This is a genomic window from Archangium lansingense (genome assembly GCF_026626635.1).
In the GTDB taxonomy this organism is placed as follows: domain Bacteria; phylum Myxococcota; class Myxococcia; order Myxococcales; family Myxococcaceae; genus Archangium; species Archangium lansingense.
The window spans coordinates 10,086,979-10,110,330 of sequence record NZ_JAPNKA010000001.1 but is presented as its reverse complement, the minus strand read 5'-3'; the positions used below and the strand labels follow the sequence as shown (position 1 = coordinate 10,110,330).

At 68.4% G+C, this 23,352-nt stretch carries 17 protein-coding genes; 8 read left to right on the top strand and 9 right to left on the bottom strand.

From position 1 onward, the window contains the following. Positions 1-120 precede the first annotated feature (120 nt). From OV287_RS40220 to OV287_RS40205, 4 genes are all read right to left on the bottom strand, one after another. Positions 121-735: a response regulator transcription factor gene (locus OV287_RS40220; RefSeq protein WP_267539331.1), complete on the bottom strand. Its 615-nt coding sequence runs from the start codon at positions 733-735 to the stop codon at positions 121-123. Continuing rightward, complete coding sequence (locus tag OV287_RS40215; RefSeq protein ID WP_267539330.1) at positions 732-2,642, bottom strand: sensor histidine kinase; 1,911 nt, start codon at positions 2,640-2,642, stop codon at positions 732-734. The genes OV287_RS40220 and OV287_RS40215 overlap by 4 nt, the downstream gene beginning before the upstream one ends. Before the next feature lie 177 nt (positions 2,643-2,819). Next, a complete protein-coding gene (locus tag OV287_RS40210) occupies positions 2,820-5,033 on the bottom strand; it encodes a M4 family metallopeptidase (protein WP_267539329.1) in 2,214 nt (737 codons plus the stop codon). Positions 5,034-5,111: 78 nt separating this feature from the next. Further along, positions 5,112-6,059: a threonine/serine dehydratase gene (locus OV287_RS40205; RefSeq protein ID WP_267539328.1), complete on the bottom strand. Its 948-nt coding sequence runs from the start codon at positions 6,057-6,059 to the stop codon at positions 5,112-5,114. Between the two features lie 356 nt (positions 6,060-6,415). On the opposite strand from OV287_RS40205, the gene OV287_RS40200 reads away from it, so the two are divergent. Further along, entirely contained in the window at positions 6,416-7,792 is a 1,377-nt protein-coding gene (locus OV287_RS40200; protein ID WP_267539327.1) for a sialidase family protein, read from the top strand. A 60-nt stretch (positions 7,793-7,852) separates the two neighbouring features. On the opposite strand, the gene OV287_RS40195 is transcribed toward OV287_RS40200, so the two are convergent. Together OV287_RS40195 and OV287_RS40190 are read right to left on the bottom strand one after the other, a co-directional pair. Then, positions 7,853-8,380 (bottom strand): hypothetical protein, encoded by a 528-nt coding sequence (locus OV287_RS40195; protein ID WP_267539326.1) that lies wholly within the window; start codon positions 8,378-8,380, stop codon positions 7,853-7,855. A gap of 65 nt (positions 8,381-8,445) precedes the next feature. Continuing rightward, the gene (locus OV287_RS40190; protein WP_267539325.1) at positions 8,446-8,841 is read right to left on the bottom strand and encodes a hypothetical protein; all 396 of its coding nucleotides are present in this window, start codon (positions 8,839-8,841) and stop codon (positions 8,446-8,448) included. Positions 8,842-9,315: 474 nt separating this feature from the next. Here OV287_RS40190 and OV287_RS40185 point away from each other — a divergent pair, with 474 nt between their 5' ends. Next, positions 9,316-11,586, top strand: coding sequence for a vanadium-dependent haloperoxidase (locus OV287_RS40185; RefSeq protein ID WP_267539324.1), 2,271 nt, complete (start codon positions 9,316-9,318; stop codon positions 11,584-11,586). Beyond that, positions 11,583-11,738 carry an SDR family oxidoreductase gene (locus OV287_RS40180; protein WP_267542508.1) on the top strand — a complete coding sequence of 52 codons (156 nt, stop codon included), beginning with the start codon at positions 11,583-11,585 and terminating at the stop codon, positions 11,736-11,738. Before OV287_RS40185 ends, OV287_RS40180 begins: the two co-directional genes overlap by 4 nt. 44 nt (positions 11,739-11,782) lie before the next feature. Here OV287_RS40180 and OV287_RS40175 read toward each other — a convergent pair whose 3' ends face one another. After that, the gene (locus OV287_RS40175) at positions 11,783-12,931 is read right to left on the bottom strand and encodes a GON domain-containing protein (RefSeq protein WP_267539323.1); all 1,149 of its coding nucleotides are present in this window, start codon (positions 12,929-12,931) and stop codon (positions 11,783-11,785) included. A gap of 210 nt (positions 12,932-13,141) precedes the next feature. Here OV287_RS40175 and OV287_RS40170 point away from each other — a divergent pair, with 210 nt between their 5' ends. Together OV287_RS40170 and OV287_RS40165 are read left to right on the top strand one after the other, a co-directional pair. After that, a complete protein-coding gene (locus OV287_RS40170; RefSeq protein ID WP_373371866.1) occupies positions 13,142-14,776 on the top strand; it encodes a sigma 54-interacting transcriptional regulator in 1,635 nt (544 codons plus the stop codon). Between the two features lie 109 nt (positions 14,777-14,885). After that, entirely contained in the window at positions 14,886-15,431 is a 546-nt protein-coding gene (locus OV287_RS40165) for a hypothetical protein (protein ID WP_267539322.1), read from the top strand. Between the two features lie 8 nt (positions 15,432-15,439). Here OV287_RS40165 and OV287_RS40160 read toward each other — a convergent pair whose 3' ends face one another. Then, complete coding sequence (locus OV287_RS40160; protein WP_267539321.1) at positions 15,440-18,838, bottom strand: serine/threonine-protein kinase; 3,399 nt, start codon at positions 18,836-18,838, stop codon at positions 15,440-15,442. 194 nt (positions 18,839-19,032) lie between these two features. On the opposite strand from OV287_RS40160, the gene OV287_RS40155 reads away from it, so the two are divergent. Next, positions 19,033-20,862, top strand: a complete 1,830-nt coding sequence (locus tag OV287_RS40155) for a YfbK domain-containing protein (RefSeq protein WP_267539320.1) — start codon at positions 19,033-19,035, stop codon at positions 20,860-20,862. A 134-nt stretch (positions 20,863-20,996) separates the two neighbouring features. Here the strand turns inward: OV287_RS40155 and OV287_RS40150 are convergent, their stop codons facing one another. Further along, positions 20,997-21,536 carry an AAA family ATPase gene (locus tag OV287_RS40150; RefSeq protein WP_267539319.1) on the bottom strand — a complete coding sequence of 180 codons (540 nt, stop codon included), beginning with the start codon at positions 21,534-21,536 and terminating at the stop codon, positions 20,997-20,999. A gap of 26 nt (positions 21,537-21,562) precedes the next feature. Between OV287_RS40150 and OV287_RS56555 the strand changes: the two genes are divergently transcribed. Together OV287_RS56555 and OV287_RS40145 are read left to right on the top strand one after the other, a co-directional pair. Further along, the gene (locus OV287_RS56555) at positions 21,563-21,634 is read left to right on the top strand and encodes a sigma 54-interacting transcriptional regulator (protein WP_373371930.1); all 72 of its coding nucleotides are present in this window, start codon (positions 21,563-21,565) and stop codon (positions 21,632-21,634) included. A 433-nt stretch (positions 21,635-22,067) separates the two neighbouring features. Then, on the top strand, positions 22,068-23,336 hold the full coding sequence (locus OV287_RS40145; RefSeq protein ID WP_267539318.1) for a sigma-54-dependent transcriptional regulator family protein: 1,269 nt from the start codon (positions 22,068-22,070) through the stop codon (positions 23,334-23,336). The last annotated feature ends 16 nt before the right edge of the window (positions 23,337-23,352 follow it).

Here is a 23,352-nt window from a genome sequence, read left to right as displayed (position 1 = left end):
CCCGGCTGCCGAGGGTCACGTCGCTCGCGAGATCGCGGGCGGGTGCCAATCCTCGCGAGCGCGGAACCTATCCGCGTGTCAGGTCATGGATATTGGACCGAGTGCTTACACAGCGCGGGCTCAGCCCTGGCCCAGCCGGTCCACGAACCGCACCAGCTCCGCCACCGAGTCCACGCCCAGCTTCTGGATGACGCGGGCGCGGTGCACCTTGATGGTCTTCTCGGTGGTGCCCAGCCGCTGGGCGACCTCCTTGTTGGTCAGCCCCTGGGCCACCAGCGCGCATACCTCGCGCTCGCGGGGAGTGAGGACGGCATGACGGGCACGCAGCGCGGCTGTCTCGGCGCGGCCAGCGCGGGCCGCCGCGTCCTTGCGCAAGGCCTCGGAGATGGCTCCCAGCAGTTGTTGCTCATCAAAGGGCTTCAGGAGGAAGTCCACGGCGCCGGCCTTCATGGCCCTGACGCTGGCCGGCACATCCCCGTGGCCGGAGATGAAGATGACAGGCAGGTGGCAGTCCTTGGACTCCATGGCCTGCTGCAGCTCCAGCCCGTTCAGCCCCGGCATCCGCAGATCCAACACGGCGCAGCCCGGCGTGTCCCCGGGCAGCTGCGCGAGGAACTCGGAGGGCGAGGCGAAGGGCTTCGTGGCATAGCCGGCGGCCCGCAGCAGCCGCCCCAACCCTCGCAGCACGGACTCATCGTCGTCCACGAGGAAGATGGTGGCGGGGGCTTGCTTCATGACGAGGACTCAGTGGGCGCCGCGGGAAGCACGCACCGTAACAGAGCCCCCTGCCCCGGAGGGCTCTCGGCCTGCAAGCGGCTGCCGTGCGCCTCGACGATGGAGCGGCTGATGGACAGCCCCATGCCCAGCCCGTGCGCCTTGGTGGAGTAGAAGGGCTCGAAGATGAGGGCCAGCCGCGACGGCTCGATCCCTCCTCCCGAGTCCTGCACGCTCAGCTCCACCTGCCCCGGGCCTGGCGAGGCGGTGCGGACCTGCAGTTGGCGCTGGCCCGCGGGGACATCGGCCATGGCATCCATGGCGTTGATGAGCAGGTTGAGCACCACCTGTTGGAGCTGGATTCCGTCCCCCTGGACGGTGGGCAGCGACGGGGCAAGCGCCAGCTGCAGGGTCGCGCCGCGCAGGTGCATGTCGTTGGCCATCAGGCGCGCCACCTCGCGCACCAGGTCATTGAGCGAGTGGAGCTCCTGCCGGGGCTCCCCCCGCTTGAGCAGCGCGCGCATGCGGTGAATGACTTCGCCCGCGCGCTTGTCGTCGGAGATGATGTCCTCGAGGGCCTCGCGCACCTCGTCCAGCTCCGCGGGGGTGGCGTTCAGCAGGCGGCGTGCGGCCTGGGCGTTGCTGAGGATGGCGGCCAGGGGCTGGTTGAGCTCATGAGCCAGTGAGGCGGTCAGCTCGCCCAGGGCGGCCACCCGGCTCACGTGGGCCAGCTGCTCCAGGGTTCGACGCGCCTCCATCTCCGCGAGCTTCTCCAGGCGTTGGCGCTCGAGGAGCTCGGCCTGGGCACGCATGCGGCGGCGGCGCTCCACCACGAGCCCCCCGGCCACCAGCGCCTGCAGGCCGCTGATCGTCAGGGCCCCCAGGACCCACCAGCGGTAGCGCTCCCACAGCGTGGGCTCGTCGAAGGCGAGCCGCACCCCGGGAGGCACCCGCTCGCGGGGGATGCCCCAGCGCCGCAGCGCGCGGGCATCGACCGTCAGCGTATCCACGGGTGCCGGCTTCAGGGGCGCGAGGAATTCCTCCTGCTCTCCGCGCAACACGCGGGAGGTGAGCATGCCCAGCTGTTGGCCCACGGCCTCGTAGCTGACGAGCGCTCCGCCGACGAACCCCAGACCCAGGACGGTGTCGTGGAGGGCGAAGCTGGGCCGGTTGCAGGCGGAGAGAAACATGCGTGCGATCTCGCGCCCCACGAAGGGTCTCCCGCTGGGATCGGTCATGAAGGTGGAGGTGAGGACAGTGGTGTCGTCCGGCAGGGTCCTCGCGCGCTCGAGCAGCTCGGCCAGCGGCAGGTTGCTCAGGTCGATGAGCTCCAGCCCCCGCTGCGCCAGCAGCGGTTGCAGCTCTCGCACCAGCTGCTCCTGCCGAGCGCGCTCCCAGGGACTGGAGCCGTTGACGAGCGCCAGCCTCCGTGTGCTGGGCAGCAGCTGCAGGGCCAGCTCCGCGGTGGCCCGAATGTCATAATGCAGCCAGCGGCCCGCCACCCGCTCCGGGCGAGGCTGCTGCTCCCAGAGCCGCTCGTCCTCGGAGAGGACGATCATCGGGATATCCGGCCACAGCTCCCGGCGCAGCTGCAGGGCCAACTGGATGGCGTCGGAGCGGAAGACGATGAGGGCATCCGGCCGACGCTCCCGGTACTTGGCCAGATACCAGGTGTGCAGGGCGTGGGTGTAGGCAGGCCCGCGGGCCCAACCCAGATCCAGGCTCTCGACATCCAGAGTGAGCGGGCCGTCCTGGGCCTCCCACAAGGAGGAGCGGAGACTGGCGACGAGCGTCGCCATGGCGGGCAGCGCCGTATCCTCGGGAATGAGCAGGATCACGGACTTTCCAGCCGGACGCGCCTCCTGGCCCACCGCCTGGGGGGGCAGCAGCAATAGGATGCAGAAGACAAAGACCATGCGCCAGGACATGGTGGACACTTTGAACCGCATGAGGGGGATCAGGAAACTCCAACGCTGGACGGCGAGGAGCGGTTCCTCACGTGCCACCCAGGCCCACCTCTTCGCGACAACGACGTCGACACCCACCGCCAGAGCGCCTCCACCCCGCCGGAGCATGACGGGTGGAGGTCGTGGGATGGGCCTTCCCTAACGCGAGCTCAGATCGACCCCCGTGTAGGCCGAGTATCCGTAGACCATGACGGAGTACGTGCCCGCGGCGGGGGCGGTGACGGTGCACCGCTCGTTGCTCCCGGAGAGAGAGGTCTTGCAATCATAGGCGGCGAGGGTCGGCGCTGAGCCGAACCTGACATAGAGGTCCGCGTCGCCCGTGCTGCCCCCGGCGTTCGGCGCGAGGGTGAATGTCACTGCCTGCCCGGCCGCCACGGGGTAGGTGAAGAGTTGCTGGGAGCCCGTGGCGCCCGAGAGGTTGAAGTACGAGCCCGAGGGCGCGGTGTACGAGACCTTGAGGGTGACACCCGCGTAGGCGGAGAAGCCTCGCAGCACGATGGAGTAGGTGCCGGTCCCTGGAGCGGAGAAGGTGCAGGACTCGTTGCTCCCACTGAGGTACGGCCGGCAGTTGTACGAGGATGGGCTGGGCGTCGCGCCGAACCCGACGTAGAGATCGACGTCGCCAATTCCACCCAACGTCTCCACCTTCAGGTTCGTGGCGCCCACGGGGACGGCGAGGGTGTAGGTGCAGCTGTCGCTGTTGGCCGTGCCGGCGAGTCCGGAGATGACGGCGCCGTTGGTGAGGGCAATGGGCGTGGTGCATGGGGGCGGGGGCGAGGCTACACCAACACCCACTGCCATCCAGGCCGTGGTCACAGCGGCTTGCTCAGCCGAACCGGCGCCGTAGAGGGTACCGGCGGCCTGCTCGGTATAGGTCTTCGCCTGGGCGAACGTGGTGCTGGGGGTAAAGAAGTCCGTGTTCGCCTTGTAGAAGATGAACCCGGCCTTCTGGGGACCGAGCCCGGTGACGTTGATGGTGCTCTTTCCGCGCGGGTGCATCCCTCCCTTGGTCATCAGCGTGAAGGCCAGATTGCTGATGCCCGAGAGCTCATACACGTCGCCAGGCAGGGGATTCGTATAGTAGTCCAGAGCGCCTGTCTTGGCCGGATCGTCCAGGTAGCGTGCTCCGTCACCCGGAATCGCTGGCGTCCAGATATCCTCGCCAATCGTCCAGACATCCGCTCCCACGGACCATGCATTGCTCCAGCTCTCACAGTAGGCCGCGGTGATATCGGACATGGACTCGTTGAGGCCGCCGGACTCGCCCGAGTAGGTGAGATTGGACTCAGATTCGGTCAGCGCGTGGGTGACCTCATGCGCGATGATGTCCAGGTCATCGCACAGGGGATTGGTCAGGACTCCATCCCCATCGCCACACACCATCTGGGTTCCATTCCAGTAGGCGTTGACGTAGTTGTTGCCGTAGTGGACGGTCGTGCTCAGTAGCGCGCCCGCGTTGTTGTAGGAGTCACGGTTGAAGAGCGACCTGTAGCAGGAGTAGACGACGCCGAGATTGTCATAGGCCTTGTTCACGACCGGGTCGGCCGTGGCCGCGCCTCCTTCGGACCGCCTCAAGGTGCCAGGAAGCGAGCCGCCAGTGTTCGCCGAGTAGACCTTGCGGTTGAGCGCGTTGTGGATGTCCGAGTCGCGCAGGAGGAAGGAACCGTCGATCGCGTCCAGGAAGACGTGGTCTCGCACGGGGGTCCCGAGGTAGTCGCCCGTCACCACTACCTCGTAGGCCAGCTTCAACCGCTGGTCCTGGGTGGAGCGGGCGTAGAGGAGCCGGGGCTCGCCCTCCACACGAATGCCACCCGGAGTGGACTCGAGCGCGACGCGCTGGAGGGCCTCGGGGGTCATCCTCGCCTGGCTGGGAGCGGGGACGGACTCTCCGTCACGTGCCGAGCCATTGGCGGCGTAGACGCGACCGGAGGCGTCCACGTGCAGGATGAGCTCGTGGCCAAATACGGGCAGGCCCTCGCGCGTCTGGGCATAGCGGATGTGTGTATGGCCCTGTTCGTCGCGAGAGGTCCGCTTCATCACGAGGTCCGAGGCGCGCAGGCGGAACACGGGGGCGACGGAGTCAAGTACCGGAGCGACTCGCGCCTGGGCCTCGTTCGCGGTGAGTCCCTGAACGGTGCCACCCGCCGAGCCCAGGTCTCCGCGAATCATGAACGGGACGCCATCATCGTACGCGCCGAGGATTTCCGCGGAAGGAAGCGCGGAGCGGACGTCCTCGGGTGTACCGGTATCGAAGGGGGGAGTGCGCTCGTCCTGGGAAGGACCGGGGGTCTCCGTTTCTCCACAAGCCGCGAGCGAAAAAGACAGACAGACGACGAGCAACCGGTGGCGCATCGGGGGCTACCTCCACGGGCGGCGTTATGCCGCGAGTGGAACGAAGCATACGCCAAGTGAAGTTCCCCTCCATTCGTCTCAGCAGAGCTCCGCGAGCTTGCTCAGCTCCACGTTGGCTCCGCAAAGGAGCACGCCGACCCGCTCGCCCGATTGCGGCCGGTAGGCCTTTGAGAGAAGCGCGGCGAGTGCCGTCGCGCCCCCGGGCTCGGAGGCAATGCGCCAGTCTCGCCAGAGTGTCCGCTGAGCCTCGCGGATCGACGCGTCGGTGACCAGCGTGACATGCTCGACAGCGGCTCGGGCGATGGAGAACACGAGCTCGCCCGTGTTGCGTGCTCCGAGCGAGTCCGCGGCGATCGACTCGACCGTTACGTCCACGGGGCGTCCCGCTTCGAGTGACGCGTGCAGCGCCCGAGAGCCTTCGGGCTCGACTCCGACGACCTTGATGCCGCGTCCCGCCCACCAGCTCGCGATGCCCGAGATCAACCCGCCCCCGCCGACGGCGACAAGCACGGTGTCGAGCCCCGAGCCATCCTCCTCCCACTCGAGCGCGACGGTGCCCTGTCCCTGGATGGTGGGCACGGAGTCGTAGGCGTGGACGGACAGCGCGCCCGTCTCTTCTATGTACGAGCCGCAGGCGACGAGTGCGTCGGCATAGCGCTGGCCGCCGATGACGACCTCCGCACCGAGGCGGCGGATGACCTCTACCTTCGCGGGGCTCGAGATCTCCGGCACGAAGATGCGAGCCGGAATGCCGAGCTGCCTCGCCGCATAGGCGACCGCCGCGCCATGGTTTCCTCCCGAGGCCGCCGCGACACCCGCCTTGGGCACGGGTTGTGTCAGCAAGGTGTTGAATGCACCGCGTGGCTTGAATGTCCCCGCGTGCTGGAGGAACTCGAGCTTCAGGCTTACCGGGCCGTCATGCCCCAAGGCGCCCGGCGGCAGCGTCCAGACGGGTGTTCGGCGGATGTGGGGGCGGATGCGCTCGGAGGCGGCGCGGATGTCGTCGCGGGAGATTGGCTGAGTCACGGTTCAAGAGATACCCCAACTCACCTCCCTCTGGGGGCTGAGCCCTTGGGGGACCTGGCGATTTGCCAGGCTGAACGCCGGCAGAAGGAGCGTATGAGCCAGAAGAACACCGGGGTACACCCATGGCTGTGCCTCGCCGGTGTAGGGATGGCCATCACGCTCGCGTGCGCGCCCGTCGATGAGGCGGGCTTGTGGCCGTGCCGCCACCCACGGCCTGCGCACCCCGCGAGGTTGTAGGCTCCCGTCGGAACGCTTGCACCGTCCTCCATCCGGCACTCATGCCTCACCCGGGGGAACGTTGTTCTCCCCGTCCGAGTGGCGGAGCTTGTCCGTCAGTCAGTACCGAGGGGGGACAGATGCAACGACATCTACGATTTCAACGGATAGGGGTGTGCCTGCTGGCGGGCCTGCTGGTGGCGGCGAGTCCGCTCGCGGCGAGTGGGGCGGGGGCCTCCGAGAGAAACTCCCACAGGGCCGTAGACGAGCTCGGCTCGCGCAAGAACCTCAGCAACACCCCCACCGATTCGAGTGAGCCCCGGGTGGCGGTATCGGGGAACCACGTCTACGTGGTCTGGCTGGAGCATCTCGGGGACACGGCCGCCAGGATCCTCTTCCGCGTCAGCCACGACGGAGGGAAGCGCTTCAGCGGGACACGGGTGCTGAATCCGGACGGTGGAACTCCACGCGGCGTGAATCTGCTGGCCCACGAGAGCCGGGTGTACGTGGCTTGGGGCGATGACGCGGGCGATGGCGGGGTGCGCTTGCGTGCGAGCCTCGACCATGGCTCCAGCTTCGGCCCCGTGCGGAAGCTGAGTGAGACAGGCAACCCGTCGTCCCCCTTGCTCGCGGCCAGCGGCAACCACGTCTACGTCGTCTGGTCCAGGGGCACGGGCGACGAGTCCGGGGACATCTTGTTCCGCGCCAGCCACGACCAGGGGAAGAGCTTCGGGCCGCTGCTGGACCTCAACGAGGACGACGAGATCGGCTCAGTGGACCTCGCGGCCCGGGGCCACAATGTCTACCTCGTCTGGGATGACGGGTTCGTGGATGACCTCCCCGCGGTCCGCTTCCGGCGCAGCACCGACAAGGGAGACACCTTCGAGCCCATCCAGAGACTCTCCTTGATACGCTCGCAATCGACCCATCCACGGCTCGCCGTCCGGAATGATGACGTCTACCTCACCTGGTCCGAGTGCGAGTTCCCCGACCCCGTCCAGTGCGAGATCCTCTTCCGGCGCAGCACGAATGAGGGCGCCACCTTCGAGCCCCCCGTCAACCTGAGCGAGAATCCCGGCCCCTCGGTCGAACCGGAGATCGCCGTGGAGCACGACCACCTGTACGTCACCTGGATGGACTCGACCCCGGGGAACTTCGACATCTTCTTCCGCAAGAGTGATGACCGGGGCCGCTCGTTCGAGCCAGGGCTCAACCTGAGCGACAACCCGGGGACCTCGTTCGCTCCGCGAATCTCCGCCGAGGACGATTTCGTCCGCGTCGTGTGGCAGGACGCGACCGGCTCGGCCCCGTTCCCGCTCGTCACGGAGGTCCTCTACCGGGCCAGCGACGACGAGGGCGATTCGTTCTCGCCCACCGTCAACCTGAGCGACAACCCGGGGAGTTCCGAGTCGCCCCAGCTCGCCACCTGCCAGGACGGCGAGCGGGTCCACTTCGTCTGGCTGGACGACACGCCGGGCCAGTTCGACATCTTCTACCGGCGCGGCGAGGCGGAGTGAGCACCGCCAGCACCACCAGCGTGATGACCCGTTGGCGCCAGAACCGGGCGGTGCGGGGGTTCAGAAGGGAGGACCCCTCACCTGCACGTCGACGCCGCCCGCGTTGACGAAGACGGCGAAGCGCCGCATGAGCTCCTCCCGCTGGGCACCGTTCAGCTCGCGCATGGCGCGACGCATCGCCTGTGCATCCTCCTCCCGCCACCGCTGGGAGCGGCTGGCCTCGTCGAGCAGTCGGTGACCCTCCTGGAGCCCCATCAGACTCTCCGTCGAGGGCTCCGGGACGGGCGTCTGAGCCCCCTTCGCCTCCGCGCGCTGTGAGCCCAGCTCCTCATGGAGGATGCGAGCCAGCTCCGCCTGGAGCCATGCCGCATCGAGCCCTCCGGCCGGTGCGGCCACGGCACAGCGCATCTGTTGTGAGGCCGGACCGAGGCGGGCTTCCAAGGCCTCGAGCTGCTCTCCCTGCCGTGCGAGCAGGCGCAGCAGTTCATCATGAGAGGACTCGGGGGCCGTGGCTCTCCCCGCGAGGAAGCTCAGGGCGCAGCCCAGCCCTCCTGTTACCAGGAGCAGCAGCTTGATATGCGATTGCATGGGCCATACCTCGCACGTCAGGGGAGGGGCGCGGCCTCTGGGACCGCGCCCCCTCGTGTATGAGATTACAGCTGCTTCGGCGCGTACTCCGAGCTGTGTCCGATGCCCAGGTACGTGCACGCGCCGCTCGAATCCCACTCGAAGTAGACGAACGAATCGCCGGAGATGCCTCGTGCCGAGTCCACCAGGCCCGCCACCGTCGACGTGCAGTACACGGAGGTGCCAGACGTGTTCTTCGCGGAACAGCTCATGTTCTTGGTGCCATCCTTGTAGGCGTGCACGTCACACGAGATGAACTGGGTCGCGTCGGTGCTGTTCCGAGCGGCCCCGAGCGTGCCGTAGGCCTTCTTCTGGGTCAGGTCGATGAAGACCGGATAGCCATACCTGCTACCCGCCCACGCCGCCGACCCCGCGAGTACGGCCGCCACGGCACACCCCAGCACTGCATTCATCTTCGTCATGTTTTGACTCCCTGTTGGATTATCGGATTCGGAGAAAGTTGCTTCCCAAGTCACTGGGGAGAACCCAGGAAATGGGGGCGGAGGAAATCCGCGCCCGTGCAGACGGGCTCCACGGGGAAACATTCAAAAGGAGATGCCGCGATTCCGCTCGTTCACGAGGCCCGGGTGGGTTTCCCCCGGGTGGCCCCAGCGCAGGGGCCACCCCAGCGCGCGTGGGCGTGAGCCCCACGCACCCACATTCGCACCAGCCCGCCCCCTCAAACAGGGCCCCCATTCCGCCTATAGTCAGTACATCTCGATACCGTTGAGCTCGAACGTCAGCGCCACGTGCATGCGTGCCCCCTCGATTGCAGTGCCAGGAATTGGACATACCGCCCAACCATCCCATTCCAAACACATATCTCATTTCCACGCTCTCGAGCCATGTCAGACCCATCCCCGACAATCGCCAGACATTCTCTCGGGGGGTGCTCCGTGGCGAAGGCACATACGTTCACCGACAACTTCAATGACAATTCGATCAACACCTCCAAATGGGAAGCCTATGGGCCCGTCCAAGAGGTGAATCACCGCCTCGAGATCAGACCGGACGGGGGCATCGCGAACTACGCGGGGTGCAAGTCCACCGCCGCGTATGACCTGACCGACTCCTTCTTCCACCTCGAGGTTCGCCAGGCGCTGCTGCAATCGGCGCCCACGTCCGAGACGGCGTTCTTCGCCAGGGGGCCGGGTACCGAGAGAATCCTGTTCTCCTTGGGGGCCGGCGAGCTGTCCTGCGGCCTGAACGGGACGACCCTCGCGCACGAGCCCTACGACCCGGAACGCCACCGCTGGTGGCGCATGCGCGAGTCCGCGGGAATGCTCCATTGGGAGGTCTCGGCCAATGGGCGGGAGTGGAACACCCTGGTCAGCGAGCCAGCGCCCTTCACCCCCACCTCCCTCATCGTCGAGCTCCAGGCGGGCTGCTATCAACCCACCTCCTCCCCGGGCGTGGCCATCTTCGACTGCTTCAACACCCCACCGGAGCGCCTGTCCCGGCGCGCGGAGGAGCGGCGCCTGTCCGCGCAGGCCACCCGCGAGCAAGTCGCCCGGCTCGCCGCCGAGCGACACCATCCCGAGCACTTCAACAACAACGACGAGGTCAACTACCCGGACCGCCCCTTCATCGGCAGCTATTCCAAGGGCCTCAAGCACGACTCCGTCGGAGATCCAGACCCCATCTCCTACGGCTCGCTGCTGCGCGCTCTGGAGAGCCGGGACCCAGGTGACTTCGAGGAGATCCTCCAGCCCTCGGGAGCGTTGAAGCTCGTCAATCCGCAGGCCGGCCTCACCTTCGAGCTGTCGGGTCCGGACCCGCAGGCCGTCACCCAGCCGCCCGCGCCGCGCTTCGACAGCAAGCGGGCCGCGGCGGAGATGGGCGAGCTGTACTGGATGGCGCTCGCCCGCGACGTCCCCTTCATCAACTACGCCTCCGAGGCGGGAATCGCCAACAGCATCATCGAGCGCGCCATCCGCTCGCTCACCACCGAATTCCCCTTGTTCGGCGGCACCCCCACCGTCACCGCGCAGAACCTCTTCCGCGGCATCTTCCCGGGCGAGCAGGTGGGGCCGTACATCTCCCAGTTCCTCTGGAAGGGAAACAGCGACCCGCGCAAGCCCGATGGCCAGGGACGTGACGCCGACGAGGGCTTCATCACCTACGGCTCCCAGGTCATCGACCAGCGCCAGTGGACCGTGAAGGGCTTCCCCGAGATTGGGGCCGCCGCCGACTACATGACCCAGTTCGCGACCTGGCTCGCCGTGCAGAACGGCCGGGATGACCGGGGCAAGGATCAGTTCGACACCACGCGCCGCCGCTTCATCCGCAACCTGCGCGACGGAGCCCAGTACGTCCACTTCGACCAGGTGGTGAACGCGTACCTGAGCGCCGCCTTCCTGCTGCTCTCCGAGCCGCTGGGCAACCAACTCACGGGCATGGGCGCCAGCCGGCCCCAGGTGGATAAGGAGTTCCCCTGCGACCAGGGCAACCCCTATGACCCGCCGGGCACCGCGAGCGACTCGCGCACCCAGGTGGGCTTCGCCACCTTCGGACCCATCCAGCTGATGCAGTTGCTCGGCGAGGTGTCCGGGCGGGCTGGGCGCGCCGTGTGGTGGCAGAAGTGGGGCGTGCACCGGCGGCTGCGTCCCGAGGAGTATGGCGGGCGCGTGGACAACCACCTGTCCAGTCGGCGCACCTACCCGCTGGACTCCTCCATCCTCAACTCCCTGTCCACCGGACTGCTCAGCCCGTACTTCTCCGAGCGCTGGGGCTCCTTCCTCCTCCCGCAGGCCTACCCCGAGGGCGCGCCCCTCCACCCCGCCTATGGCGCGGGCCACGCCACCCTCTCCGGTGCGTGCGCCACCATCCTCAAGGCGTACTTCGATGAAAGTGCCCCCATCGAGAACCCCCGCATCGCCAGCGCGGATGGCACCGCCTTGGTGGCCTACACGGGGGCCGACGCCGCTCAGATGACGGTGGGCGGCGAGCTCAACAAGCTGGCCGGCAACATCGCCCTCTTCCGCAACGCCGCGGGCGTGCACTGGCGCACCGACTACAGCGAGTCCCTCCTGCTCGGCGAGCGCGTGGCCCTCGGGCTCCTGCTCGAGCTGAGCCTCACCTTCAACGAGGACGGCGCCTTCTTCCAGTTCACCCGGTTCGACGGCTCCCGCGTCCGCGTCGTCGACGGACGCGTGGAGCCCGCCTGAGCCAGGCAACCCGTCAGTTGCAGCAGCCGCTCCCGCACCCGGGGGAGCCCCGGGAGGTGGCCGCCGCGGTGGCCTTCCTGGCGTCGGAGGAGGCGGTCTCCATCACGGGCGCCACGCTCCACGTCAACGGGGGCATGGCGCTCGGAGGGTAGGGCGCCAAAGCGTGCTCAAGAGCTTCGGCCCCGTCCAGACCTGACTACTGCAAGGTGAGTTGCAGGCGGTAGTCGGGGTCGAAGGTGGCGCCGCAGTATCCGCCTCCCGTGAGGTTGACGATCTGGCTGCCGCTGTTGGCGACCGAGCCCGCCGGCACCCACCCTTCGGTCACGAACTGGCCGGGCACGATGTCGAAGGGCGTGCCCGTCAGGTCGATGTTGCTCCGGCCCGTCTGGGAATAGGCGGTCACGCAGTCGCCCGCGCTCCCCAACGGGCTGGTGTAGAGGAAGTTGCTTCCGAAGTTCATCCAGCCCTGGCTCGTGGAGAAGGTGGTGTCGTCGAGCACGAGCGTGAGCGCCGCGGGGTCGAGGCGCACCTTGCTGTACCACGTCGTCTGCCCGCCGGCGGACGTGTTCGGCCCCTGGCCGTAGTAGGAGTAGTTGGTGGTGCTCCCCGTCTTCACCGTGAGGTACTCACGGGGCGTGCCGGCCATGTCGTGGCAGTACACCTCCACCTGCTTGCCACCGAGAGTGAGCGGGTAGGTGCCATCCGGGGCCGCGGAGTTCTGCGCGCGAACCTCGGCGCAGTTGTGCACCTCGTTTACGTAGGTCCGGAAGTACAGATCATACGCGGGGTGGGAGTTGTACCCGACCTGGAACAGCAGCCCGCCAGGATAGGAGTCGACGGAGGAGTTGGTCTCGTACTTCCAGTCATAACCCCCCGAGACATGCGGTTGGGCGTTCTGGAGCACGATGGCGTACTGCTCGCCCGGAAGGACGCTGATCGGCTGCGAGAATCCGGCGTCGATCCAGTTGTAGCTGCCGGTGGGAATCGAGGCCTGGCTCACCGTGCTGCTGGCGAGCACCTGGCCCGAGGTCGAGCGGAGCTGCACCAGCATGTCCGGGCAGCCCGGCAGGCACTGCTTCTGCACATACACCGAGACCTGCGAGAGCTTCCCGGTCTTGCCCACCGTGAAGGTCTGTCCGCCGGGCACCGCTCCCGTGTAGAGCTGGACGGAGTAGAGCGAATAGGGCTCGTTCGCTTGATCCAACACGGGCGACGTGGCGTGGCTGGCCGTCGTGGTCATCAAGGCCGTCAGCATCCCCAGCTTGGAGAGGGGAGACAGCCAGCGGCGGAATGCAATCGCGAAGGATGGGTTCATACCTGTGGGGTTGAGGCGGTTGGAGTTCATGTCGAGACCGCTCGACGGTCTCGGGTTCCGGGACTCAGCAAGTGACGTACCAGCGCGCCGGATCACACGGTTTCAGAGCGGGAGGCCGTCCACCATGGCTCGTTCTCGAGCGGCAACGGTGGCGTGGTGGGCCGTTTCCACGCGTGGAACCCGGGGCTCGACGCGTGGAAGTGCCATCGGAAGTCTGCTTTGCTCCGGTGCGTGACCTCAGTGCCCCGTTCTCCGGCGTGCAACCCACGAGAAGTCAGGTCCAGGCAGGAGGCCGCGGATATCTCCACGGCCGATGCCTCGAGAGGCCATCGCACTCCGCCGGGCTCCCGGCTCGTCCCCGCGCTGACCATCGCTTCGCACCCCCAGGCGCAGCGCGTCGGAGAGCGGCTGCTGCTGGAAGCGCTGGCCGAGGGCCGACAGGTGCTCCTGTCCCGCAATGAGCCGGACTTCACACGGCCTGGGGGCGCACTGGGCATGCATCTGGCTGACCCCTTCCTGAGCCGCAAGCCGCTCGTCTTCGCGCCGGGCGTGGAGGGGCGCATCCGGCTGGAGCCGGGCGAGGGGAGCCGGGTGGCCGTCGGAGGGGAAGCGCTGCGCGGGCCGTGGGAGCTCTCAGCCGAGGAGGTGGCCGCGGGCGTGCCGCTGGAGCTGGCCGGACGCGTGCTGCTGTTGTTGCACCTGGCGGACGCCTCGGCCAGGGAGGCCGTGGATGCACTGGGCATGGTGGGCACCAGCGTGGGGCTCCAGCGCGTGCGCCAACACATCACGCAGGTGGCGGATCTGGACGTGCCGGTGCTCATTCGCGGGGAGACGGGCTCGGGCAAGGAGTTGATCGCCCAGGCCATCCACCGGCACAGCACGCGCAGGGACAAGCCGTTCGTCAGCGTGAACCTGGGCGCCATTCCCCGGGAGCTGGCGGCCACGGAGCTGTTCGGTGCGCGCAAGGGGGCCTTCACCGGCGCGGTGAGGGATCAGTCCGGCTTCTTCCAGGCCGCCCATGGGGGAACGCTGTTCCTGGATGAGGTGGGCGAGGCACCGCCCGAGGTGCAGGTGATGCTGCTGCGGGTGCTGGAGACAGGGCAGCTCTACCCCGTGGGCGAGCGTTCTCCCATCGCCGTCGATGTACGGCTCGTCGCCGCGACGGACGCGCACCTGGAGCAGCAGATCCACGAGGGGCGCTTCAAGGCGCCGCTGCTGCACCGGCTGGCCGGCTACACCATTCGCGTGCCGCCGCTGAGGGAGCGGCGAGAGGACATCGGGCTGCTGTTCCACCATTTCGCCCGCGGAGAGCTGGAGGCGCTGGGGGAGGCCTGGCGTCTGAGGCCCGAGGAGCCTTTCGCCGAGCCCTGGCTCCCGCCGGCGCTGGCCGCGCGCCTGGTGGGCCACCGGTGGCCGGGGAACATCCGCGAGCTGCGCAACGTGGTGCGGCAGCTCGTCATTGGCAGTCGAAACCAGCCGCACCTGCGGCTCGATGCCCAGCTCGAGCAGGAGCTGGCCCTGGCGAAGGGGGCTCCCCCTGGGCGATCCGCCACCGCGCAGCCTGTGGCCGAGGCTCCCTCTCGCCGCAAACCCTCCGAGATCACCGAGCCGGAGCTACTGGCCGCCCTTCGGGAGAACGACTGGGACTTCCAGGCCGCCGCGGATCAGCTCCGCATCCACCGGTCCTCCATCTACGATCTGATCGACAAGAGCCCGAACCTGCGGACCGCCGGGGAGCTGAGCGCCGAGGAGATCACCCGCTGCCATCATGAGTGCCAGGGGGACCTGGATGCGATGACCCGGCGCCTCCAGGTGTCGAAGCGTGCGCTGGGACGCCGTGTCAAAGAGCTCGGCCTTGGTTCGGGGTCCACCTGAGGCACGGGGTTGCTCGCGCCGCGAACGCGGAGTGCCGGACTCCCGGCATATCCGTTGCTTTGTTACCGATGACGATGTGGGGTCCAACGCGATGAACAGGAGGAATGTGATGCGGAGTTGTCTGTCTGAAGTGTCGCAGCGCCGTGTGAGACAGCCCCTGGCCCGTCTCCTGGTGCCGGGACTGTTGCTGGGGTTGCCGTTCTCCGGACTCGTCTCCTGCAAGACGGGTGAGGGCGCGAAGACACCCGTGCCGGATGTCACGGCGCCCCGTCAGTGCAAGATTTATCACAAAACGTTGGAAGCCGACGTCACCTCGCACGGGATTGTCTTCAGGCATCCCACGGTGGATGCCGGCGCCACCTCGCAAGAGACTGTCTCCAGGCCTCCGCTGGGTTGTCTGGAGAAGGGTGGCAAGGTCAGGTTCATCAACCATTGCTCGAGTGCGAGCGCCATCCTCGCCATCGATGTCAAAGGACCCGAAGCGAAAGCCATTCAGCCGCTGCCTCATGACAATGGGATCGACGGTACCTTCTCGACGGAGGGCACCTATACGATTACCGCCGAGGGTTGCCCCGATATCGACCTGGATGCCAAGACCGGGACGCTGGAGGTCGGCACGGGCCCTGGGGAAGATGTCCCGCCCGGCAGGGGCTGAGCCGAGCGCTATGGAGAGGCCGTTGCGCGGCCAGGAGACCGCCGTTTCCACCAGCTGGTGAGGTGGGGGTTCAGCGCGAGGGCCCGCTCGAGGTCTTCGCGGAAACCTGTCTCCCCAGCCTCTTCGCGCAGGCTCGCGCGCAGCAGCAGCGCGTCCGCCCAGTGGGGGCGCGCGGCCAGCACCTCGTCCGCCAGGGCGAGGCCACGCTTCAGGGCGGAGAGCGGCTCGAGCCCCGTCTCCCGCCGCCACGCGGCCCACTCGCGACAGAAGTGGCCGAAGGCGATGCGGTAGTCCAGGCGCCGGGGCTCCAGCTCGAGCGTCTTCTCGAAGGCGCGGGCGGCCTCCTCGAAGTCCTCGGCGCGCGCCTGTTGCTGGCGAGCAAGCCAGCGGGCCCGCAGTCCACGCACCTCGCCCTGGACGAGCCAGGCCAGGGGCTCCTGGGGGCCGCGCTCGAAGGCCTGGCGCAGGGCCGCCTCGGCCTGCTCCAGGCTCCGCCGTGGAGTCCACCCGTGCTCCCACTCGAAGGCCGCCCGGCGGGCATGGACCCGGGCCAGGCTGGCCGGGTAGTACGCGCCGCCCGGGAGGAGCTCGCTGGCCTTCAGGTAGGCCGCTTCGGCCGCGTGGAGCTCGGGGCGCGGATCCTCCCCGGAGAGCGCGCGGTAGGTGGCGCGCTCGGCCTGGGCCTCGCCGACGTTGTGGTGGCCAAAGCCCTGCTGGGGGGCGGCCTCGATGGCTTGACGCGCGGCCTGCCCGGCCTGCTCGAGCCAGGGGAGGGGCGCGCCGCCGTGATCCCAGGTCTCCCGCGCCTGTTCGATGAGGACCGCGCTCCTGCCGTTGTGGAGCTGGGCGATCCGGGCGTTGATGCGGATGCCGCCCTCGAAGTACTCCAGGGCGGTGGCCAGCTCGGGCCGGGCGTCCTCTCCCTGGCTCCTGCGCCGCTGGGCGAGCTCCAGGTGCAGCGTGCCCCCCAGGAAGTAGGGCACGTAGTTCCCCGGGTTGAGCTTCCGGGAGGTGTCGAGCGCGGCCTGGGCCTGCTTCAGATCCTCCAGGGGTGCCGCGGCGCGCGGGTGGGTGGCTCGGGCGAGATAGGCGATGCCCAGGTTGATCCACGCGTCCGGCAGGCGCTCGTCGAGGCGGATGGCCTCGCGGTAGGAGGCGATGGCCTCACCTCGGTGGGGCAGGGAGTCCACCCCCTTCTCGTCCTCGTAGTCCGCCCAGATCTTGAAGACGAGACCCCGGGTGGTGTGGAACTCGTAGTCCTGCTCCTTCGGGGAGATGGTTCCCAGCAGCTCCACGGCCTGGCGGAGCGGCTCGTTGGGGTCCAGACCTCGGGACTGGAGGAAGCGGGCCCGGCGCCAGAGGCTCTGGACCTGCTCCACCCGGGCCCTGGGCGGCTCGGGCACCAGGCGCATGGCGGTGCGCGCGGCCGAGAGGGCCTTCTCGAGGGGCTCCTCCACGTTACCTCCCCGGCTCATGCGGTACTCCGCGAGCCGGTTGTAGAAGCGCGCCTCGAGGACCTGGGCCAGCCCGTAGCCGGGGTCCGCCTGGAGCGCACGGGCGATCGCCTCCAGCCCGCGGGTGAAGGGAGGCATGACGTCTCCCTGGCTGTAGAGCTCCATCACCATCACGGTGTACTCGAGCCTCGCCAGGGCTCTGTGAATCTCTGGCACGCTCTCGCCCGTGGCGGCGGCGGCGGTGTAGGCGCGGCGGCCGGCCTCGAAGTCGGCCAGCGCTCCCTCGCGATCGCCCTGGTTCCAGCGGCGGGTGGCCCGGGCCTGGAGGATGTCGCCCCGGAGCAGGGGGGCCTCGTGGAACCAGGGGAGGCGGTCCTTCATCGCCTCGAGCTGGGCGAGGGCTTCGTCCAGCCGATCCTCGTAGAAGGCCAGTAGCGCCGCCACGTACTCGGGAGAGGGCACGTCGGCGCCCTGGCTCTGGCGCAACCAGTCCAGTGCGGGAGCGCGGTACTGGCGTTGGATGTCCTGCTTGCGGGACTCGCGTTGCTCCGGGTTGCGCAGGCGCTCGGCTTCCAGGAGCTGCTCCTGGTACAGGTGCCCCATCACGAGGGCCAGCGACCAGGCGACTCGGGGCTCGCGGAAGCCGTGGCTCCAGGCTGCCTCCAGGTGCTCGCGGGCCAGGGCCACGTCGCCGAGCGCCAGGGCGCCACGTCCCAGTGCGTAATGGCCGGAGCCCACGGCCAGCGCGCCGGCCTCGTGGATCTCGGCCTCCAGCTCGCGCACGCGGTCGCGGAGGGTCTCGCGGTCGGCGCGGATGTCGTGCAGCTGGGCGAGGCCGGAGTAGCGGGCCAGGGCCTCGATGCGCTCGACGCGCTCGGTGAACTGGCGCGAGAGGCGCTCGCGCCGGGTGGCCTCCTGACGGGTGAGCGAGACCTGGACGACGGCGAGCGCCACGGCCAACAGGGCCGCGGCGGCCACTCCCACCACGATGCGGTGCTTGCGGAGCCTCTTGCGCAGCCGGTACCCCAGGCCGGTGGGGCGCGCCCGCACGGGCTCGCCACCGAGGAAGCGGTCCAGGTCCTCGGCCAGGGCACGCGCCGAGTCGTAGCGGGCCGAGCGCTCCTTCTCCAGACACTTGAGGACGATGGCTTCCAGGTCTACCGGCAGGTCCGGGTTGAGCGCGCGCGGCGGGCGGGGCTCGAGGGTGGCGATGTTGCTGAGCACCTCCAGTCCGTTGCCGCCGGGGATGGGGGGCTGGCCGGTGAGCAGGGTGTAGAGCGTGGCGCCCAGGCTGTAGACGTCGGCGCGCCGGTCCAGCCGGGACACCTCGCCACGGGCCTGCTCGGGGGCCATGTAGTGCGGGGTGCCGAGCACGGCGCCCGTGGCGGTGCTGCCCTGCTCCCTCCAGTCACGCGCCAGCCCGAAGTCCATGACGTAGGGCGTGAGACGGCCATCCTCGGTGCGCTCGACGAGGATGTTGCCAGGCTTGAGGTCGCGGTGGATGAGGCCGGCCCGGTGGGCGGCGTGGACGCCCTCGGCGACGTCTCGCAGCAACAGCACCGCCTGCTCCACGGTGAGCTGGCTCGCGAGCTGGTTCAGCGGGTGGCCGTCCACGTACTGCATGGCGATGAAGGCGCGCCCCTGGACTTCCCCCACCTCGTACACCTGGCAGACGCGCTCGTGCTCGACACGCGCCTGGGCCCGGGCCTCGGAGAGGAGGCGCAGGGTGAGCCCGGTGTCGCCGCTCCGGACGAACTTGAGGGCGGCATGGCGGCGCAGCCGTGGATCATAGGCGAGGAAGACCTGGCCCATGCCGCCCTGGCCGAGGAAGCGCACGCCCTGGTAGCGCTCCCATCCGGGCACGGGGAAGACGGGGGTCTCTGGAGGAGGAGCCCCAGGCGTGGGGGGTCCCTCCAGGGTGGATGCGCCCGCTGCTCCATCCTCCACGGTCATGTCCGGGACTCCTCGGAGGTGTGGACGAGGCAGAGCGCCTCATGCTCCCGTGACCATCCGGGCCTCAATGTACTCTCTTCATCGTCGACACGGCCCATGACGATGACCTCTGGGAGATGTTCTTCCCTGAATAAACCCAATTCGCGGCTGGTGCGTTCCGAGTGTCCGTTCCCAAGGAAACAACCGGAGCGCACATGTCCTCGACCAAGTCGAACCGCTTGACCCGCTGGGGGAGCGCCGCCCTCGCCCTGAGCCTCGTTCCCGCCTGTAGCTACGCGCCCAGCACGAGGGGCAATGCCGAGATCGCATGGCAGTCCCAGACGCGCGAGGCCCCGAAGGAGGAGGTCGCCCCCGCCCCGGAAGAAGCCGGGCCCGAGCAGGCCGCGGTCGGGGCTGCTTCGGCGGACGATTCGGTGCGCGAGAAATCCAAGGCTTCCGAGGCGAGGGCCGACGTCGCCCGGGCGAGCCCAAAGAAGCCGGCGACCGCTCCGCAGCCCTCCCATGCCCTGCCGATAACGGCGGAAATGCCCTCCGAGCCGGAGATGGACCATGCCGCGGGTGCCCCCGCCACACCGCCTCCCCCTCCTCCTGCCCCAGTGAAGAGGATGATCGCGGGGGGCATGGCCGTGCAGACGCAGCCGGAGCCCCCGTCGCAGGGCAACAGCTTCACCCACCACGCCGCCAACGCCTTCACCGAGACGGCCAAGGATCGGTTCTCCACCTTCGCGGTGGACGTGGACACGGCGTCGTACGCGGTGTCGCGCCGCTACCTCAACCAGGGTGCCCTGCCGCCGCACGCGGCCGTCCGGGTCGAGGAGTTCGTCAACTACTTCAAGTACCGCTACACGCCGCCCGAGCAGGGCGCCTTCACGGTGCACCTCGAGGGCGCGCCCTCGCCCTTCAACGCGAACCGCCACTTCGTGCGCGTGGGCGTGCAGGGCAAGATCGTCTCGCGCTCGCAGCGCAAGCCCGCGCACCTGGTCTTCCTGGTGGATACCAGCGGCTCCATGAGCCAGCCGGACAAACTGCCGCTGGCCAAGGAGGCGATGAAGCTGGCGGTGAAGAACCTCAACGAGAACGACACGGTGGCGCTCGTCACCTACGCAGGCAGCACGCGGGACGTGCTCTCTCCCACGCCGGCCACCAACCTGGAGGCCATCTACAAGGCCATCGACACGCTGGAGTCCGGCGGTGGCACGGCCATGGGCTCGGGCATGCAGATGGCCTACAAGCACGCGGTGAAGAAGGCCTCGGGCAACGCGGTGGCGCGCGTGGTGGTGCTCACGGATGGTGACGCCAACATCGGCCCCAACGTCTCCGCGGATGCCATGCTCAACAGCATCCAGGGGTACGTGAAGGAAGGCGTCACGCTGTCCGCCATCGGCTTCGGCATGGGCAACTACCGGGACGATCTGATGGAGAAGCTGGCCAACAAGGGCAACGGCAACTGCTTCTACATCGACAGCTACAAGGAGGCGAAGAAGGTCTTCGAGACGCAGCTCACCGGGACGCTGGAGGTCATCGCGAAGGACGTGAAGATCCAGGTGGAGTTCGATCCGAAGGTGGTGAACCGCTACCGGCTGGTGGGCTACGAGAACCGGGACATCGCGGACAAGGACTTCCGTGACGACAAGGTGGACGCAGGAGAGATTGGCGCGGGCCACAGCGTCACGGCGGTGTACGAGGTGGAGCTGACGGGCGAGAAGGCGCCGCTGGGCACGGTGCGCATCCGCGCCAAGGCGCCCAACGGCACCGAGGCGGCCGAGCAGGCCTTCCCCTTCGAGCAGAAGATGATGCGGGCGACGCTGGATGGAGCCTCGCCGGACTTCCGTTTCGCGGTGGCGGTGGCGGCCACGGCGGACGTGCTGCGCGGCAGCCCGAGCGCCCAGGGATGGAACCTGGCCACGGCGCAGAAGCTCGCCGAGGGCGCCATCGACGGCCAGACGGACCGCGAGGAGTTCGCGAAGCTGGTGGTCCGGGCGCGCGGCCTGCTGGGGAACTCCATGGCTCGCGAGGCCCGCTGAGCCAATAGAACGGGAAGGATGGCCGTCCGGTGTTCGTGCTGCGGAAGATGGCCTGGCTCCCTCCAGGCCTCGTCAGGGCAGCCGCACCCGGGTGCTGAGACTCTCCTGGCGGATGAGCAGCAGCCAAAATCGAGCTACCGCGCTTCACCCCGAAGATGTTCGAGAACCTGCTTCGCACGCGCTCGCGGAGAACCCTCGACTTCGAGCACCTCCACCCCGAAATCGTAGGGGTCATCGAGGAGGAGCTCCTTCAGCTTCTCGTCAACCGCCAGGCGCAGCGCCTCGTTCTCCGAGGCCGAGAGCGAGATTCGGTCCCGCCGCTCGATTCCGACCAGCACGAGCAAATCGAGCTTCCGGAGGGCGCCGCGAATGCGTGGGAGCCACGCCTCCAGGTCGAACGCATCGTGGTCCTCGTGAGCCAGCAGATACCCGAGGAAATCCACCGGGCATCGGTCGAACAACATGTCGCGCGAGTCATCGTCCAGGTCGGCGATGGACCGTGCGAGCTGTTCTTCAAAGTCCTCGACGGACGGGGGCGACGCGAACTCGTACCCCTCTTCCTCCAGCTGGTGGTACGGCTCATCCACCGTCACGTAGGAGGGCAGGAGCTCGGACAACTCTTCGATGAGGGTGGACTTCCCCGCGCGATGCGTGCCGGAGATCGCGATTCTCATGCACGAGCGTTCTAGCCCTCAAGGAGATGGTGCGTAAGGGCGAGTTCCGCGAGGACCTCTTCTACCGGCTCAACGTGGTGCCGGTGTGGCTGGTGTAAACGGCTCAGCCGCAGCCATCCACGCCGTCGATCTGATACTGACCGGGCGGAGGGTCTCAACCTTTCGCCGACACGAGCTGCTGGCTCGCGGTCATGGCCATAGGGCTCCTGTCCTTCCTATAGCTCCCGCGCCGCTCACTGGGGACGCGGGCGTGCAAGCGAGCCTGCCCTGGACAGCACCTGCGAACGTCAGCAGGAGGAATGCCGGTTCGAGCGGCTCGCCGCGCCGAGTGCCAGGACGGCGGCGGCCCATCGGGAGGTGGGGGACTTCACGGGGCAACGCTGGAGGAGGGGCATTCGGGCGGGCAGGGCGCGGAGGGCTCCGCGCACGATCGAGGCTCCGTGTCTTGTTGAAGCCATGCCCGGCGCGTGGATCGCGCGCGGACTGGAGCCAATACCCACCACCCAAACCTTCAGCATGCGAGAGCGAGCGTTGACCACCGAATCCACCCGACGGGCCTGGGCCCGTTACGTCTCCACGGGGCTTATTGCCGACTCGCTGCTTCGTGAGCCCGTGCTCCGGGCTTGGGAGCGGGCGCATGAGCTGGGGGCGAACCCCAAGGCGCCGAAGACGGAGCAGCTCTCGGCGCTGGACACCGAGCGGCTCGTCGACCAGCAGCAGGCGTTCATCACCGCTGCCAGGCCCTACATGGAAGTCCTCTCCTGGGCCGTGGGGCTCGAGTACCATGCCATTCAGCTCAGCGACGCCCACGCGGTCCTGCTCTCCATCCTGGGAGACGAGGAGAGCTTGCACGGACCCCAGCAGCAGCCAGGTCCGGGGGCCCTCTGTTCGGAGGAGTTGATTGGCTCCAATGGCTTGGGGACCTCGCTGGCGACGGGGGGCTACTTCGCGGTGGAGGGGCCCGAGCACTTCCTCGGTTGCTTCCATCTCTTCACCTGTCAGAGCATCCCCATCCGGGACGCGAAGGGCGGGGTGGCCGGGGTACTCGGCACCGTGCTCCGGCGGCCGATGGCCTCGAGCCGGCTGCGCGACATGCTGATCTGCGCGGCCCAAGGCATCGAGGCGGAGTTGCTGCTGCGCCAGCTCGAGAGCGACATCCGCGAGGTGATGGCGGCTCCCGGGGACGAGCAGGCGCTGAGGGTGTTGCGCGAGGAGGTGGACCGGTTGAGGGAGTCCTCGCGCGAAGGGCTTCGGATTGGAGCTCGGCAGGCCAGGATGAGCCGTTTCGAGTATGCCCTCCGCCTGCTGAGGCTCGCCGAGGAGACCGCCCAGGACATCCGCCACCGGGCGCTCGTCTGGCGTAGCCTGGCCTCGTTGGAGGAGGGGCAGCGCCGCCCGGTGGTGCTCACCGAGTTGGTGCGGGAACTGCTCGGGTTGCTCCGGGAAGAGGCGCTCCGCCAGCAGGTGGAGCTGGTGCTGGGCGAGCAGGAGCCGGTGCACGTCGAGGCAGACGCCCTCATGCTCTCGCGCCAGTTGCTCCATGCGGCTCTGCAGGCCCTGCCGCTGGCGGGACCGGGAGGCACGGTCCGGATCGACGTGCGCTTGGAGAGCCTCCTGTCGGAAGGGAAGGCCACGTTCCTCCCCCTCCCAGCCCCCGAGCACGCCCGAGTGGCTCCGCAACCGCGGAGTGTGACGAGCCCGGCCATCAAGCCCGGGGAAGCGCGGGAGCCTCTCCTCTGGCGCCTGCCCACCTTGGAGGTGGCACCCGGCGAGGCGCGCCTGGCCTCGGGGGTCGTGTGAGCACGTCTCTGAAGGG